Below are 16,891 nucleotides of genomic sequence, written 5' to 3'. Positions count from 1 at the left end.
TTTGCTTTTTTAGGCCGCTTCTCAAACCTGTCTTACTAATAGCTAATCATCGATGCTTTTGCAGCAATAATTCATGCATGACAACTTCCAACGCTTCAGCCATGGACGAAACACGTGTCCTTGAGCAAACCCGCCACTGGCTAGAAAAAGCTGTGATCGGCTTGAATCTCTGCCCTTTCGCCAAGGCGGTTTACGTGAAGAATCAAGTGCGCTTGGTGGTGAGCAAAGCGCGGCATGCGGATGATTTGCTCGAAGAGCTGGATCGTGAACTGGATTTGTTGGTGGCCACGCCTGCATCAGAGATTGATACGACTCTGCTGATTCATCCCACGCTGTTTGAAGATTTTTTGGATTTCAACGATTTTCTGGAGGTCGCTGAAGATGTAATCGATGAGCATGAACTGGAAGGCGTGATTCAGCTGGCCAGCTTTCATCCAAGGTTTCAGTTTGATGGCACGGAGCCTGATGACATCAGCAACTACACGAATCGTGCGCCGTTTGCGATTTTGCATTTATTGCGTGAAAACAGTGTGGAGCGCGCTGTGGAGGCTTTTCCGGAAGCTGAGGCGATTTTTGAAGCGAATATTGCAACGCTTGAAAAACTGGGCTTGGCAGGATGGAAGAAGCTCGGACTTTAAGCCACGGGAAGTGCTGCGCTGAGGGACTCTGAATATGCCCAGCACCAAGGCTACAGCAAGATCAATTCAGTGTATTGAAATAGTGGTGCGTATCGGTGCGGTAATAGCCACGGCGCAGCTCCATTGGTGTGTCGCGATACGTGAAGGCCACGCGCTCGACGAAGAGCAAGGGCGTCGCTTGCTCTACTTTTAATAGCAAACTCTGCTCAACAGATGCCGGCAAGGCACGGATTTTCTCGTCGGCTCGGAGCATGCGGACGTTGTATTCGGTTTCAAACAACGCATATGAGGGACCAGGGTAGTTGGCCAGTTGCTCGGCTGTCAATCCTTTGAAGGCGGCGGCTGGTAGCCAGATGTCTTCCAAAATCGTGGGCACGCCTTTGAAGCCGAGTACACGGCGAATTTGCAGCACGGGATCACCGGTGCGCAAGGCCAGCAGCTTAGCGATTTCAGCGCTGGCGCGCGCCTTTTTGCATTCGAGAATTTCGCGCTCTGCGGGGCCTTCGCTGCCGGGCGCACCGCTATCCGGCACGAGCTTTAAGAAGCGAAACTGCACATGCTGCTCGTTATGCGTGGCTACGAATGTGCCCTTGCCTTGGCGTCGATTCACCAGATTTTCAGCAGCCAACTCGTCAATGGCTTTACGCACCGTGCCTTGGCTCACGCGGTAGCGCGCGGCCAGATCCATTTCGCTCGGAATAGCCTCGCCCGGTTTCCATTCGCCCGCTTGCAGGCTCTGCAAGATCAGGGTTTTGATCTGGCTATAGAGTGGGGTGAACGAAGGCGCTTCAAGCGTCTCGGGGGAAATGGCCATGATGGGGGAAGGCATCCTTGAATTTCCTTGAGTTTATCTTATATAAGACATAAGACAAAATGCCATCCAAGCAGTTTCGAGGGTAAACTCTAGGGGTTTTGCTACAGCGGTTTGAAGGCCCCGAGTTACCAAGCCGTTTCATTCAGAAGTTTTCCGTTTTTCCCATCTTCACATTAGGAGTCTCCCATGAGCAAGAAACCCGTTCGCGTAGCCGTTACAGGCGCTGCTGGCCAGATTGGCTATGCCTTGTTGTTCCGCATTGCCTCTGGCGAAATGCTGGGCAAAGATCAGCCTGTGATTTTGCAATTGCTTGAAATCCCTGATGAGAAAGCACAAAACGCACTCAAGGGCGTAATGATGGAATTGGAAGACTGCGCTTTCCCATTGCTCGCTGGCATGGAAGCCCACTCTGACCCAATGACCGCGTTCAAAGACACAGATTACTCCCTGCTCGTGGGCTCACGCCCACGTGGCCCTGGCATGGAGCGCGCAGAGCTGCTCTCCATCAACGGCGCGATTTTCACTGCACAAGGCAAGGCACTGAATGCCGTCGCTTCGCGCAATGTGAAAGTGCTGGTCGTTGGCAATCCCGCCAACACCAATGCCTACATCGCCATGAAGAGCGCCCCCGATCTGCCGCGCAAGAACTTCACCGCCATGCTGCGCCTTGATCACAACCGCGCTGCTTCGCAAATCGCTGCCAAAACCGGCAAAGCCGTTGGCGACATTCAGAAACTCTGCGTTTGGGGCAACCACTCGCCCACGATGTATGCTGACTACCGCTTTGCCACCATTGGCGGCGCATCTGTGAAAGACATGATCAACGATCAAGTTTGGAATGCAGATACCTTCTTGCCCACCGTGGGCAAGCGCGGCGCTGCCATCATTGCAGCGCGTGGCCTGTCTTCTGCAGCTTCCGCAGCGAATGCAGCGATTGACCACATGCGCGATTGGGCGCTGGGCACGAATGGCAAATGGGTCACGATGGGCATCCCATCCAATGGCGAATACGGCATTCCAAAAGACGTGATGTTTGGCTTCCCCGTGACCTGCGAAGGCGGCGAATACAAGATCGTTGAAGGCTTGGCGATTGACGCATTCAGCCAAGAGCGCATCAACATCACGCTCAAAGAGCTGACCGACGAGCAAGCTGGCGTGGCTCATTTGGTTTGATCATTGCAACTTGGCGCTCATGGAATTGAACGCAAAAGACGCAAAACATACGCAGAAAACGCAGAAATGAAAACCAAATCAGGGACTTCTTTTTTGCGTCTTTTGAGTCACTTTTGCGGCTTTTGCGTTCAAAAGAACTTCAGAGCTTGATCACATGACTCATCCACGCGAAGTACTCCTCGGCTCACAGGCAGCTAGCTTCCAGCTTCCTGTGGTTGATCATTACTGCGGCGTGGAAGCTCGCATGAAAAAATCACTCGCACTGCAAGCCGAGCTCATCGAAGAATTCGGCGCTTGCGTGATGGATGTGACGCTGGATTGTGAAGATGGCGCGCCTGCTGGGCAGGAGCTTGAGCATGCAAATTTAGTGCTTAAAGTGCTTCTAGACGGCATAGAACCTGCGCAAAGTGCTATCAATAATGTAGCACCCAGAATCGGCGTACGTGTGCATGCGATTGATCATGCAGCGTTTGCGAATGATGTACGCATCATCGTCGGTGGTGCCGCCAAGCATCTGGCGTATGTGATGATTCCGAAAGTGGAAAGAGCCGCGGATATCGATGTCGCTACCAAAGCGATCGATGCTGCAGGCGGCGCCAAGCTGCCGCTTCATGTGCTGATCGAATCCAGCGCTGCCGTCTCTAAAGCCTTTGAAATAGCCGCCCACCCCCGCGTGCAAAGCATCAGCTTTGGCCTGATGGATTTCGTCTCCAGCCACGGCGGCGCGATTCCGGCCAGCGCAATGACGGCACAAGGCCAATTCACACATCCACTCGTCACCCGCGCGAAGCTAGAAATCGCAGCAGCCTGCCACGCGCATGGCAAAGTGCCCAGTCATTGCGTCGTCACGGAGTTTGCAGACACTGCCAAGATGCAAGCAGCCGCCACGCAAGCCAGTCAGCAATTGGGCTACACCCGGATGTGGAGCATTCATCCGAGCCAAGTGCGCCCGATTTTGCAAGCTTTTGCACCCGATGCGCAGGAGATTGATGACGCTACACAAATCGTATCACTTGGCGCAGAAAACGCTTGGGCTCCGGCCAGTTTTAATGGCCAGTTACACGACAGAGCCAGTTATCGCTACTATTACCAATTGCTGGAGCGAGCTCACCGCACGGGAGCCGCCCTCTCGAATCAAGTGCTCGCTTGGTTCGATCACCCCTCACAACCTGCAACATTGAAGTAGCCTAGCCATGAAAATTCTCTTGATTTCATTTGCAATCTTGCTGTCCAACAACCTTTGGGCACAAACCGCTCCCGCTGCTAAAAAACCTGCTGCCAAGCTTGCCCCTTCCGCGCAAAAAGCCGTTGAAGAAGTCACGCCGATTGACGATGATCCTTCTATCAAGCTCGATGAGACGGATTTGGCGATTGCCAAAATCGTTCATACGGGTGAGATCAAATGCGAGCTGGGTACAAGCGTGACAGTCACGCCATCCAAACGCGAGGGATTTTTCGTCGTGACGACCAAAGGCTATCGGTTTAGCATGCATCCTGTGCAAAGCCGCACCGGTGCCATTCGGCTCGAAGATCCCAAGCGCGGCGCGCTGTGGCTTCAATTGGCGAACAAGTCGATGCTGATGAGTCAAAAATTGGGTAAACGCCTTGCTGACGAATGCGCCAATCCCGATCAGGTTCGCACAGCCGAGCAATTAAAGCTCAATCCCCAAATCAGCGTGTTGGATGCACCAGCACCCAAATAAACTTTTTTTGATCCCTAGGAGAACTTCATGGCATCTGCCTTCCTCACCACCTACCAAGCCCACGTCGCCGAACGCGCCGCTCTGGGCATCAGCCCTCTTCCGTTGACGGCCAAGCAAACTGGCGAGCTCATTGAGCAACTGAAGAACCCTACCGCCGGCGAAGGCGAAGCGCTGGTCGAGATGATCGCGCACCGCGTACCTGCTGGTGTGGACGACGCAGCAAAAGTCAAAGCATCGTATCTGGCTGCAGTTGCACTCGGCAAAGAAAAATGCAGCCTCATCAGCCGTGCGAAAGCAACCGAATTGCTTGGCACCATGCTTGGCGGCTACAACCTCACCCCGCTGATCGAGCTGCTCGATGACGCAGATTGCGGCGCAGTGGCTGCCGAAGGTTTGAAGAAAACCTTGCTGATGTTCGATCAGTTCCACGACGTGAAAGAAAAGGCTGAGAAAGGCAATGCCAATGCCAAAGCTGTGATGCAAAGCTGGGCCGATGCCGAGTGGTTCACCAGCCGCCCCGAAGTGCCGCAAAGCATCAAGCTCATGATCTTCAAAGTGCCCGGCGAGACGAACACCGATGATCTCTCTCCCGCACCTGACGCATGGAGCCGACCAGACATTCCATTGCACGCACTCGCGATGCTGAAAAACAAACGTGATGGCGCGCCTTTCGTGCCCGAGGAAGACGGCAAGCGCGGCCCTGTGAAGCTTATCAACGATTTGGTTGCGAAAGCCAAAGCCGCTGGCGCAGTCGTCGCCTATGTAGGCGATGTGGTTGGCACAGGCTCATCCCGCAAATCCGCCACCAACAGCGTGCTCTGGTGGACGGGTGACGACATTCCGTACATCCCCAACAAGCGCAACGGTGGCGTCTGCCTCGGTTCCAAAATCGCACCGATTTTCTATAACACCATGGAAGATTCCGGCTCGCTGCCGATTGAGCTCGATGTGAGCCAGATGAATCTTGGTGATGAAGTTGAGCTGTGCCCCTATGCAGGCAAAGCCATCAAAAATGGCCAAGTCATAGCCGAGTTCAAAGTCAAAAGCGAAGTGCTGTTTGATGAAGTGCGCGCTGGCGGCCGTATCCCGCTGATCATTGGCCGCGGCCTCACCGCTAAGGCGCGCGAAGCACTTGGCTTGCCGCCATCCACCCTCTTCCGCTTGCCACAAGCGCCTGAATCCAAAGCCAAAGGCTTCACTCTCGCTCAAAAAATGGTGGGCCGCGCATGCGGTTTGCCAGAAGGCCAAGGCGTGTTGCCAGGCACGTACTGCGAGCCAAAGATGACTTCCGTGGGTTCACAAGACACCACAGGCCCGATGACTCGCGATGAGTTGAAAGACCTCGCCTGCTTGGGCTTCTCCTCCGATCTCGTCATGCAATCCTTCTGCCACACCGCCGCTTACCCCAAGCCCGTTGACGTGAAGATGCACCACGAGCTGCCCAACTTCATCTCCAATCGCGGCGGCATCAGTTTGAAGCCCGGCGACGGCATCATTCACAGCTGGCTCAACCGCATGCTCCTGCCCGACACCGTGGGCACAGGCGGCGACAGCCACACGCGCTTCCCCATCGGCATCAGCTTCCCCGCAGGCTCTGGGCTGGTTGCTTTCGGCGCGGCCACAGGCGTGATGCCTCTGGACATGCCTGAGAGCGTCTTGGTGCGCTTCAAAGGCCAAATGCAGCCTGGCGTCACCCTGCGCGATCTCGTGCACGCGATTCCTCTGTATGCCATCAAAGCGGGGCACCTCACCGTGGCAAAAGCAGGCAAGAAAAACATCTTCTCTGGCCGCATCTTGGAAATCGAAGGTTTGCCAGATTTGAAGGTTGAGCAAGCGTTTGAATTGTCTGACGCATCCGCCGAGCGCTCCGCAGCAGGTTGCACGATTGCTCTCAACAAAGAGCCCATCATCGAGTACATCAACTCCAACATCGTGCTCCTGAAGAACATGATCGCCCAAGGCTACCAAGATGCCCGCACCATCGGCCGCCGCATCAAGGAAATGGAAAAGTGGCTCGCCAACCCCAACCTCTTGAAAGGCGATACAGACGCAGAATACGCCGCCATCATCGAGATTGATTTGGCCGAAATCACTGAGCCCATCGTCTGCTGCCCGAACGATCCTGATGACGCGAAGACTCTGAGCGACGTTGCAGGCAACAAGATCGATGAAGTCTTCATCGGAAGCTGCATGACCAACATCGGCCACTTCCGCGCCGCCTCCAAACTCTTGGAAGGCAAGCGAGACATCCCCGTCAAACTCTGGATGGCCCCGCCCACCAAGATGGACGCACAGCAACTCACCGAAGAAGGCCACTACGGTGTCTTCGGCAACGCCGGCGCCCGCATGGAAATGCCCGGCTGCAGCTTGTGCATGGGCAACCAAGCGCAGGTGAAAGAAGGCGCAACAGTAATGTCCACATCCACCCGCAACTTCCCCAACCGCCTCGGCAAAAACACCAACGTGTATTTGGGATCAGCCGAACTCTCCGCCATCTGCTCCAAACTAGGCCGCATCCCGACGAAAGCCGAATACTTGGCTGACATCGGTGTGATCAACCAAGACGGCAGCAAGATCTACAAGTACCTCAACTTCGATCAGATCAGCGAGTACAAAGAAGCAGCGGATGCTGTGGCCTTGTAAGGCCATCGCAGACCCTCGATTTGCGTGGAGTGCGGCACTATTAATTAGATAGCACTTCGCGCAGATTCTATGCCCACAAACTGCTGATTTCACTAAAAAAAACGGCTCCTCGGAGCCGTTTTTTTATTGCGGCCGATCGATTCAGCTTGCGTCTGTTTGCGAGTGTTGTTTTTCACTCTGACTGTCAGAATTACCGGGGGCTGGGCTTGCATTTCTCTGCGAATAGCTACAGTGCATTGCAGTATTTACAACCCACCCCAACATGTACTCGCTTCTCCCAGCCTTGGTTTCTGGCCTGTTCATTGCCTTTGGCTTTTATGTGCTGGCTGCGAAAGGATTGAGCAGAGTGACAGCGAGCTTCTTTCTGTTCTGCACCACAACTTTCTTTTGGCACAGCAGCTGGGCAGTGCTCTATACCGTTTCCGATGCGGCTATCGCCGACAGCATCATTCGCTTTGGTTATTTGATGATCGTTTTCTTACCGACAACGATGTATCACTTCTCAGCAGAAATCTGCTCTCAAAGATCAGAGCAGCCTTGGATTTATTGCTCTTATGGTTTAGCTGCGGTGTTGGCAGCCTTTGTGCCTTTTGGCAATCTGTTTGTGGATGGGCACTACACCTATTTTTGGGGCTATTATCCGAAGGCAGGTGCTTTGCATGTTGTGCATGTTCTGCAGACAGCAGTGTTGGCTTTGCGTGTGTTCGTGATTGCGTATCAGCGCTACAAGACTGCGCCTCTAGCCCAGCGCAACAAATGGCGTATTTTCTTGGCTGCGGCATTGCTTTACATGCCCGCGGCTGTGGATTATTTATGCAACTATGGCGTAGAGTTTTACCCACCGGGTGTCGTGTTCATTGCCATCAATCTGTGCTTGATGAGCTATGTGGTCATTCGCCATGATTTACTGAGTCCATTTGCAGCAGCCGCCACCATCGCTCACGAGTTGCGTACACCTTTGGCCACGATTCGTATGCAGGCCAGCCATGCCGCAGCGCAACTGCCCCATTTGATGCACGAGTTGCAACAATCACAGACCCAACAAGCGAGGCTAGGCGCTAGCAACGCAAATGAAGCAGGCATGGCTTCGCATCGCGCTTTGGAAACCATGTGCGAAAAAATTGTTCAACAGGTGGATCGCACCAACAAAGTGATTGATTTGATACTCGCATCTGCCCGGATGGAGCATATCGATACGAGTGAGTTCAAACCACAATCGATGATGGTCTGCGTACAAGAAGCAGTAGACGGTTATCCACTCTTGCCTTCGGAGCGTAAAAAACTGCATGTCACGGTTAAACAGGATTTTTCATTTCTAGGCTCACAGGCGTTGATGATTTTCGTGCTGTCTAATATGATAAAAAACTCTTTGTACGCGATGAAAGCTGCTGAAAAAGGTGAGCTGTATATCCAGGTGGAACACGAAGCTCAAACCGGCTTGCTGACTGTCACCGATACCGCTAGCGGCATTCCTAAAGCTGTGATCAAACGTATTTTTGATACCTACTACAGCACCAAACAATCAGCCGGTGCAGGCGTAGGTTTGGCCTTTTGCCAACGTGTCATCAAAGCATGCGGCGGGCAGATCCGCTGCGACTCGGTCGAAGGCGAATACACGACCTTCACCGTATCCATACCAACAACTGCTCTGTCGCTGCCTTCGCCAGATCGGCCCGAGAGCCTGAGCACCACCTGAGCGGCTGCGCTATGCGGCCTACTCACACCAGTTTCAGGGCCGAATCCAGCATTTGCGGTCTATCGCTTTCTTCATGCTTAGCAAGATAGAGCGTCGCGCCTCAAATGCTGGGCACTGCCTTGGAAATGCTCCATGACGAGCAAATACGCCGGGCCGCTACAACGGTCCATCTCAACTTTCAAGGAAATCAACATGCTACACAGCAATACCTCCCCCGAACTTATCAACGTGCAGATTCAACCGAGCTTTCCCAGCGGGAGTGCAGAGCAAATCATCGTACCTAGCCGGCAAATAGGTATTCAGACCTTTCATCACAATATTGATATCTATCTGAAAGAATCGAACGCATATGGCAATACATACTTTGCGCGCTATTTTGAGTGGCAGGGTATTTGTCGTGAGCGTTGGCTGCACCAGTGCATTGCCCAAGACTTGCTGCAAACCCAAGGTGTATTAATAACCAAGCGTGCACACCAAGAGTACCTACAAGAAACCTTTCCGTTTCAAACCATTCAGTGCGAGCTCAACACTTTCGATGTGAAATCCTGCTCGCTGTATCTGCTCTTCCGCTTCCTTGTGGACGGCAAGCCAGTATCGCAGGGCTATCAGCAGATCGTGTTTGCATCGCATGACAAACGGATTCAACGTTTGCCTGAGCCTATTCTCAAAAAAGTACGCGCTTATGAGATGAGCTCTTGCGACTGGGTGCATTGATCTGGCATCTGCTGGGTGGGCAGCTTCGCATGCCAACCCAGCAGATCACACACAAGACATCAGACTGCTTGAACCCAAGGTAAAAGCAAGGAGAAGAGTGCGCCCTGCCCAAGCGCGCTTTTGACATGCACGCTACCGCCATGGGCCCTGGCAGCGCGATCGACGATTGCAAGGCCGAGCCCTGTGCCGGGAATGGTGGCGGTATTGGAGGCGCGATAGAAGCTTTCAAAGAGACGCGGCAACTCTTTCTCAGGGATGCCTATGCCTTGATCTCGCACGCTGATCAGCAAGAAAATACCTTCTTCGCTCCTGCGCTGCGCCACCCGCATCTGCACTTGCGAATCGGCAGAGGAATACTTGCATGCATTGGTGATCAGATTCATCACCATCTGGCCTAGCAGGGTTTGATCGAGCATGAGCTTGGTATGCCCATCCAGAGGCGGCTCTAGGTAGATGGAAACGGCGTATTGCCGTGGCTGGGCGGCGCGCGTCTCTTGCACAAAGCCTTGTAAACAGCTGAGCACGGAGGTGGCGGTTGGAGCGAAAGCGGTGATACCTGCATCCATTCGACCAAAAGCGAGAAAGCTATCCATCATGCTCTGCATACGCTGAACGGCGCGCTGAATATCTGCCACGGCATCTGCGCGCTCCTCTGCAGAGAGGCGTTCGTTGTAGTGCTCTAGCAGTTCGGAGCTGGTTTGAATGGTGGCCAATGGGGTGCGAAATTCATGCGAAGCCATGGAAACAAAGCGCGTCTTGAGATCGCCCAGCTCTTTTTCTTGCGCTAATGATTTGCGCATCTTCTCTTGGGATTCACGCATTTCTGTGATGTCTGTCAAAAAGACCAACACACCCCAGCGCCCATCCCACTCCATCATGGAGCCATGCAGTCGCACCCAACCAATTTTGCTTTCAGGCGTGAGCTTCTGGGAAGGCGGCGTGATGGTGCGCAGCACCACGGTTCGGTCTGGATCGCCAGCGATCATTTGCTTGCGCCGCATCAGTGCCAGGGCGCGGTCGTCTGGGTGCAATAGATTGAGTGATTGCACACCGCGCAACTGCACTTCGCTCAAACCAAAAAACCGATGTGCTGCTGGATTGGAATACACCACCATGCGATCCAAAATGAACAAGGCGCTTTGGTCAGAATTGTCTACCAAGGAGCGATAACGAGACTGCGAGCGCAGCAGAGCTTCGTTCATGCTGGCCAGTTGAGAGTTATCACGTACGCTTGCCACCGAGGCGCTTTGCCCATTGAGCATCACAGGCCGCCCCATGATTTCAACCGTGACCAGTGAACCATCGCCTCGCGGCAGTTGCGCGGGATACAAGTGCTCGCGCCCTAAATGCATATGCTTTTCAGCAAACTCCCAATCCTTTTTCTGGAACAGATGACTGGCACGTGTGCCAATCAAATCTTCGCGCCTTTTACCCAGCATGCGGGTGAATGCATCGTTGCAGTCGAAAATGATTCCGTCGCGGTAAAAAACAATGCCTTCCATGCCCGCTTGTACAAAGCGCTCTGCCCGCTCATCACTCTCTCGTATCGCTTGCTCAGCGCGGTATTGTTCACTCACATCGTCAATGAACACGAAGCCGCCAAACACTTCGCCACCCTCGATCACATTGGGAACGATGTGCACCTCGATCCAGCGTGAGCTGTGCTGGCCCTCATCAACCTCGCGCACATAGCGCACGGCCTCGCCAGCCATAGCACGTAGCGTGTAGGGCTCGATTACCGCCCAGCCAGCTTCGCCAACGATCTCACGCGTATGCTTGCCAAGCATGTTCTGCACGGTCGTATTAAAAGCTCTGGCATAAGCATGGTTGGCATACAGACAGCGGTTGGACGTGTCAAAATAACCAACCATCGCTTGCAAATGATCGAGCATCAGATGCAACTGCTCCAAGCTAACTTGAGCAATGCTAGTATTTGCCAAGGTATGGGCGGAGGTGACAGACTTGTTTAATGTCATGATTCCAGTCTAACATTGCCACGGAAACGAAAAAAAGCAAAGGCTCTGTATGCATCGCATATTGGTTGTAGACGACGAAGAGGCTATACGCAAGAACATTGAGCGTCTGCTCAGTTTGGAAGGCTATGAGGTAGCCACCGCGCCCAACGGACAGCACGGCTTGGTGATCGCGCGCTCGATGCTGCCCGATATCATCATCACCGATATCAATATGCCCGGCATGGATGGCTTTGCCATGCTCGATGCCATTCGCCATCACCCAGAGCTTGATCGCGCCATCGTGATCATGCTCACAGCCGCTGACGAACGCGATAGCATGCGCCGGGGCATGCGCTTAGGAGCAGACGATTACCTCACCAAGCCCTTCCGCCGGGAGGAACTGCTCGATGCGATCAATTCGCAGCTCAAAAAACTCGCTCGCTTTAACCGCGAGAAAGACAATGCTGTTGCCAAAGCCACAGCACTGACCGAAGAGAAAACCCGCGAGCATTTCCGCGAGCAATTTGCTGGCAGCAGTTTTCCAGCCTCCCAATTTTCAGGCTACACCCCCGATGGCTCATCGGGTTTTGGCGTTTCCCTGCCCCCAGAAAGCAGCAGTACACAAACCTTGCAAGCCACTGTGATGTTCGCGGATATCCGCAACTTCACCACGATGGCAGAGCGCCTATCCGCTGCCGAACTGGCCGCTCTGCTGGGGCGCTATTTTGAATTGGCCTGCCGCCCTGTCGTGGCTTTTGGCGGTACACATTTGAAGATGCTGGGCGATGGCTTGCTGGCTTTGTTTGAAGAGGATGCCCAGCCGCAGGAAGATGCGCTGTCACACGCGCAGCGCGCTTTGGCGGCTTCTGTCGGTATACAAGATGCGGTGGGTAGCTTCAAGCAGTGGGTGCAGGAGCAATATGGTCAGCGCGGCCTGCCCAGTTTCAGCGTGGGCATCGGACTGCACAGTGGAGAAGTCACGCTCAGCCGCTTAGGTGGAATGGATTCTCCTGAGGTCACGGCATTAGGCGATAGCGTGAATATCGCCTCGCGCCTGCAAGCAGCGGGCAAAGAGCTGGGCTGGCTGGTGGTGGCAAGTATCGATACGGCGCAACTGGCCGGTGAATGCTTGCGTCATGGCCGCCAAGAGCTGGTGAGCTTGCGCGGGCGGGAAAAGCCTGTGGCGGCCTGTGAAGTATTGGGTATTTCAGCTGTACCTTCGTTGCAGCAAACTCACCCACCTTTCAAGTACGACCCTGCTTCGCTGCAAGCTGCCGCTGTGCAAAACTCTGAGATGACTGCGCGCGCCGCCAAAGAAGCGCTGAAAGAATCGTTGTGGAGCCTGCAATCAGGCAGCTTCCAAAGCATGCAGCAGAGCTTTCGTGGCTACCAGATCATACGAAAGCTCGGCGAAGGAGGCATGAGCGATGTGTATTTGGCTTTTTCAGCTGCGCAGAAGAGTGAAGTGGTGCTGAAGGTGCTGCGCACTTCGCTCTCCAACGATGCCGAAATGCTGCGTCGTTTCATACAAGAATATGCGGTATTGGCCAATCTGACGCATCACCATGTATCGCGGATTTATGACCAAGGCTTCACGGATGATTACGCCTACATCGCCATGGAATACCTCTCGGGCGGTACTCTGAAAGAGGAAATTCGTGGGCGCGGCACACCCGGCAACTCATTCACCGGCTCTCCTGCGCAAGTGCATGGCCGCGTGATCGATTTGCTGCGCCAGATCACCAGCGCGCTTAACGCCATTCACAAACTGGGCTTGGTCTATCGTGATTTGAAGCCTGACAATTTGATGTTCCGCTCAGAAGGTGGTGAGCTGGTGTTGGTGGATTTTGGTATCGTCAAAAATGTGGGGGAGCACACCGTCGGCCTCATGCCTGAACGCTTGGTCAGCACCGAGCATGGTCAAGTGATCGGCACACCGTACTACGTGAGCCCCGAGCAAGCCACTGGGCAAGAGGTCACGCATCGCAGTGATTTTTACAGTCTGGGCGTGATGCTCTATGAGATGCTCACGGGCTCACGCCCCTACAAGGGTGATTCACTCAATGAGCTGTTGGCGCGCCATCTGCATGCCGAGATTCCACGCTTGCCACCTGAGCACGCCATCTTTCAAATGCTGCTTGATAGCTTGATGGCCAAACAAGCGATTGATCGACCTGCGGATGCCATGGGTATTTGGCGTGGCTTGGATATCTTGGCCAACAAAACTGGGAGCTTACCCAAAGCACGGATTGATTGAGTTTTAAAAGCGGAAAGTGCTGTTTGCCAGCACAGAATCTGCGCAAAGTGCTATTGAAATGATAGTGTATTCAAGCAGACACCGGGCGCAAGATCGATTGTGAAATCACCTCTAACAAATACGCAGTCTTCACTGGCTTGTGTAGCAGGCGCGTGATTTGGGTGTGTTGGTGCTCATCAGCCGCCGAGCTAAGCAAGCGGCGCATGCTGCCCACCTCAGCCACCGCGCCGTCGCCGGTCATGACAATGACTGGCAGGTTTTCAAGCCCTGGTAGCGCGCGCGCCGCCTCGATCAGCTTGGCGCCATCCCAAAGCTCGCCCATACGAAAATCGGTGAGCAGCAAATCGCAGTGCTGTACTTGAGACAGCCAATCCAAGGCCTGCTGTGGATCAGCAAATGCATGCACTTGCCAGCCATTCATGCGCAACAGGCTACTGGTCAGGCGAAGCAAAGTGGCATCGTTTTCCACATAGAGCAAATCGCCCCGCACTTCAGGCAGTGCAATCTCAGGCAAAGCCGTCGCTTGAAGTTCGGCTTGAGGCAGAGGCTCTGATGTCGCTTGCAGATTCAACCAAAACACACTGCCCTGCCCCAGCGCTGAACGCACACCCACGCTGTTACCTCCGAGCTGCGCCAAACGCCGCACAATGGCCAAGCCCAGCCCCAAGCCTTGGCTGTGATCCGTGCTCTTCTCGATCTGATAAAACTCATCAAAAATGCGCAGCTGTTCATCGCTGGCAATCCCTGAGCCGCTGTCCCGCACTTCAATGCGACCACGCGTGCCGCGCCAGCCCACCCATATGGCACCACCAGCGGGTGTGTGCTTCAGCGCATTACCCAGCAAATTCGCCACCATGCGCTCCAGGGCCAGCGGATCAGCCATCACCCAAGCGCTTTTCAGGCCGAAATCCAGACGAACTCCCTCATTGATCGCTTGCAAGGCAAAGCGCGCCTGCAAGCGGCTGAACAAATCAGCCAGACGCACGGGTCGCGGCTGCAACTGCACAGCGCCTGCTTGCAAACGCGAGACTTCCAGCACTTGATCAAACAGCGCGCGCAGCGCATCCATATTGACATCCAGATCATGGATCAGCCGCTTTCTGTGTTCCGAGTCAGCGCCTTGCAAACGCATCGCATCCAGCAGGATCGACATGGCTTGCAAGGGTTGACGCACATCGTGGCTGGTCGCCGCAAAGAAACGCACCTTGGCGTCATGCGCCAGCTGTGCGCGCTCACGCTCGCCTTCCAAACGCTGCGCCAATGCATCCAGCTCAAAGCGTTGATAAATCGACAACTGCAAACGCTTGCTGTACATGCTGCTGTAATTGAGCACACCGAAGAAATAAAACAGAAAAAACACCGCCATCGCCCATTGCGCAGGCTGGGCACTCGTGGCGTGCAAGATACCCATAGGACCGAGTAGCAAAATGGGGTAGCCGATCACTGCCGGGCGATGAATAAAATCAGCCACAGTAGCACCGATCAAATAGGTCAGCACCATCACGCTAGCAATCAAGGGCGAGGCGGCAATGCTGGATTGCGCAATCACCACAGCTAATGCGCTGATACCCCCAATGATGATGAAACTCAAAGCGCTGGCAAGCTGTAATTGCTTCACTGACCAATCCCAGCGCCCCGCCACCTCATGGGTCTGAACTTCGCTGCTGTAGCGATGCCAATGCAGCAAAATCAAGATCTGCATGACGACAATAAAAGCAATCAAGCTGTAGAGCCAAGCATGATCAACCGTGCCGTGATACAGCCACGCCAAGATCGCCATAGACGGCAAAGTAACGGTTGCGCCTGTGACGACATTGCCGAAGAAAATGCGCGCGACTTCGGCCTGCGTACGCGCATCAACCCGTACGATAGGCCAGAGGGCATCGGCGTCATCGGCTTTGGGCAGCGGCTTGATCTGTCGCGCGCTCATGGTGCAGCCTCAGCCCTCGCTAGACGCGCAGCGCCACCCTGCAGCAGCACCACCAGTGCACCCGCACCACCTTGCGCGGGCGTGGCCTGCACGAAGGCCAAGACCTGATTCTTCTGAATCAACCAGCTTTGCACTTTGGGTTTCAAGACCGATACCTTACCCGGCGAGCCCAAGCCTTTGCCGTGCACCACACGCACGCAACGGATGCCGTTTTTATGGCTTTCTCGGATGAAACGCCCCAGTGCATCGCGTGCCTCTTCCGTGCGCAGATTGTGCAAATCCAATTGCTTTTGCACGCTCCACTCGCCTTTGCGAAGTTTGCGCACCACATCGGCTCCGATTCCAGGGCGGCGAAAGCTCAAAGCTTCATCCGTATCGAGCAAGCTGCCCGTGTCCCATTCATCACTCAATGCCTCGCGCAGCACGGCCTGCTCGTCAAGCTGCTTTTGCGCTGGAATCGGGGGTGGCAAATCGGGCAGGAGATTAGCTTTCTTCTCAGCCAACAGAGGCTTGACCCGCCCCACCGAGTTGGCAAACAGTTCTTTTTCCGCTTTGATTTTTTTCTCTGCCTCGATCCGCGCAGCCAGCTTCGCTGCGGCATCAGCCGCTTGGCGTTCAATTTCTTTTTTCACCTGCTTGAGATCGGCCAGCTGGGTGATTTTCAAAGCGTGTTTGCTCATAGCAGCCCTTGCGCATGCATTGAGAGTGCTTTATCGCGGCTGACGATCACATGATCAAGCACGGCAATATCCAGCAATCCTAAGGCAGCTTGCAGCTTAGAGGTCAGTGATTGATCTGCATAGCTGGGTTGGACTTCGCCGCTGGGATGGTTGTGCGCCAAAATCACGCCTGCCGCATGGTGATGCAGCGCTCTCAGCGCGACCTCTCTAGGGTAGACCGCTGCCGCTGTGAGCGTGCCTCGAAATAGCTCTTCCGAGGCGATCAGTTTTTGTGTCGCATCTACAAAGATCACCATGAAGCATTCATAGGGTTTGCCTCCGATCTTCAGGCGCACAAAATCTAGCAAGCTGGATGGGGAATCGAACACCGTCTTGTGCATCATTTGTTCAGCCAATGCCCGGCGAGACAGCTCCAGCACAGCAAGAAGCTCTGCCTGCTTGGCAGGCCCCAGGCCTTTGATATTTTTGAGCGATGCAGCATCTGTATGGAGTAAACCACTGATACCGCCAAAGCGATCTACGATCTCTTGCGCCAGCGCCACCACGTTTTTGCCTTCAATGCCCGTGCGCAGCAGCAAAGCCAGCAGCTCAGCATCGCTCAATGCTGCAGCGCCACGCGCTAGCAATTTTTCACGAGGTCGGGCATCTGCTGGAAGGTCTTTGAGGGGCATGAAATCTGGGATGTTGT

At 54.3% G+C, this 16,891-nt stretch carries 13 protein-coding genes; 8 read left to right on the top strand and 5 right to left on the bottom strand.

Features of this window, described 5'->3' with window-relative positions; all coding sequences use genetic code 11:
* The first annotated feature begins 77 nt into the window (after positions 1-77).
* Positions 78-638, top strand: coding sequence for a DUF1415 domain-containing protein (locus KIH26_RS05795; RefSeq protein ID WP_503005061.1), 561 nt, complete (start codon positions 78-80; stop codon positions 636-638).
* Between the two features lie 61 nt (positions 639-699).
* On the opposite strand, the gene KIH26_RS05790 is transcribed toward KIH26_RS05795, so the two are convergent.
* Complete coding sequence (locus KIH26_RS05790; RefSeq protein ID WP_213443329.1) at positions 700-1,467, bottom strand: GntR family transcriptional regulator; 768 nt, start codon at positions 1,465-1,467, stop codon at positions 700-702.
* Between the two features lie 171 nt (positions 1,468-1,638).
* Here KIH26_RS05790 and KIH26_RS05785 point away from each other — a divergent pair, with 171 nt between their 5' ends.
* From KIH26_RS05785 to KIH26_RS05760, 6 genes are all read left to right on the top strand, one after another.
* A complete protein-coding gene (locus tag KIH26_RS05785; RefSeq protein ID WP_213443327.1) occupies positions 1,639-2,625 on the top strand; it encodes a malate dehydrogenase in 987 nt (328 codons plus the stop codon).
* A 154-nt stretch (positions 2,626-2,779) separates the two neighbouring features.
* On the top strand, positions 2,780-3,811 hold the full coding sequence (locus tag KIH26_RS05780; protein ID WP_213443325.1) for an HpcH/HpaI aldolase/citrate lyase family protein: 1,032 nt from the start codon (positions 2,780-2,782) through the stop codon (positions 3,809-3,811).
* 7 nt (positions 3,812-3,818) lie between these two features.
* Positions 3,819-4,328, top strand: coding sequence for a hypothetical protein (locus KIH26_RS05775; protein ID WP_213443324.1), 510 nt, complete (start codon positions 3,819-3,821; stop codon positions 4,326-4,328).
* Between the two features lie 27 nt (positions 4,329-4,355).
* Positions 4,356-6,971, top strand: coding sequence for a bifunctional aconitate hydratase 2/2-methylisocitrate dehydratase (locus KIH26_RS05770; RefSeq protein ID WP_213443322.1), 2,616 nt, complete (start codon positions 4,356-4,358; stop codon positions 6,969-6,971).
* 262 nt (positions 6,972-7,233) lie between these two features.
* Positions 7,234-8,667, top strand: a complete 1,434-nt coding sequence (locus tag KIH26_RS05765; RefSeq protein WP_213443320.1) for a sensor histidine kinase — start codon at positions 7,234-7,236, stop codon at positions 8,665-8,667.
* A 192-nt stretch (positions 8,668-8,859) separates the two neighbouring features.
* Entirely contained in the window at positions 8,860-9,381 is a 522-nt protein-coding gene (locus tag KIH26_RS05760; RefSeq protein WP_213443318.1) for an acyl-CoA thioesterase, read from the top strand.
* A 59-nt stretch (positions 9,382-9,440) separates the two neighbouring features.
* Here KIH26_RS05760 and KIH26_RS05755 read toward each other — a convergent pair whose 3' ends face one another.
* The gene (locus KIH26_RS05755) at positions 9,441-11,357 is read right to left on the bottom strand and encodes a sensor histidine kinase (RefSeq protein ID WP_213443317.1); all 1,917 of its coding nucleotides are present in this window, start codon (positions 11,355-11,357) and stop codon (positions 9,441-9,443) included.
* Positions 11,358-11,406: 49 nt separating this feature from the next.
* On the opposite strand from KIH26_RS05755, the gene KIH26_RS05750 reads away from it, so the two are divergent.
* Positions 11,407-13,593 (top strand): protein kinase domain-containing protein, encoded by a 2,187-nt coding sequence (locus tag KIH26_RS05750; RefSeq protein WP_213443315.1) that lies wholly within the window; start codon positions 11,407-11,409, stop codon positions 13,591-13,593.
* Positions 13,594-13,663: 70 nt separating this feature from the next.
* On the opposite strand, the gene KIH26_RS05745 is transcribed toward KIH26_RS05750, so the two are convergent.
* Genes KIH26_RS05745 through radC form a run of 3 tightly spaced genes read right to left on the bottom strand, consistent with a single transcriptional unit; the run spans position 13,664 to position 16,874 of the window.
* Positions 13,664-15,523 (bottom strand): hybrid sensor histidine kinase/response regulator, encoded by a 1,860-nt coding sequence (locus tag KIH26_RS05745; protein ID WP_213443313.1) that lies wholly within the window; start codon positions 15,521-15,523, stop codon positions 13,664-13,666.
* Complete coding sequence (locus KIH26_RS05740) at positions 15,520-16,203, bottom strand: Smr/MutS family protein (RefSeq protein WP_213443311.1); 684 nt, start codon at positions 16,201-16,203, stop codon at positions 15,520-15,522. The genes KIH26_RS05745 and KIH26_RS05740 overlap by 4 nt, the downstream gene beginning before the upstream one ends.
* A complete protein-coding gene (gene radC, locus KIH26_RS05735) occupies positions 16,200-16,874 on the bottom strand; it encodes a RadC family protein (protein WP_213443310.1) in 675 nt (224 codons plus the stop codon). The genes KIH26_RS05740 and radC overlap by 4 nt, the downstream gene beginning before the upstream one ends.
* Positions 16,875-16,891 lie beyond the last annotated feature (17 nt).

It is taken from the genome of Variovorax sp. PCZ-1 (assembly GCF_018413605.1).
Taxonomy (GTDB): Bacteria; Pseudomonadota; Gammaproteobacteria; order Burkholderiales; family Burkholderiaceae_C; genus JANMDU01.
Note: the sequence above shows the minus strand (reverse complement) of the source record. Positions and strands in the feature narration are given on the sequence as shown.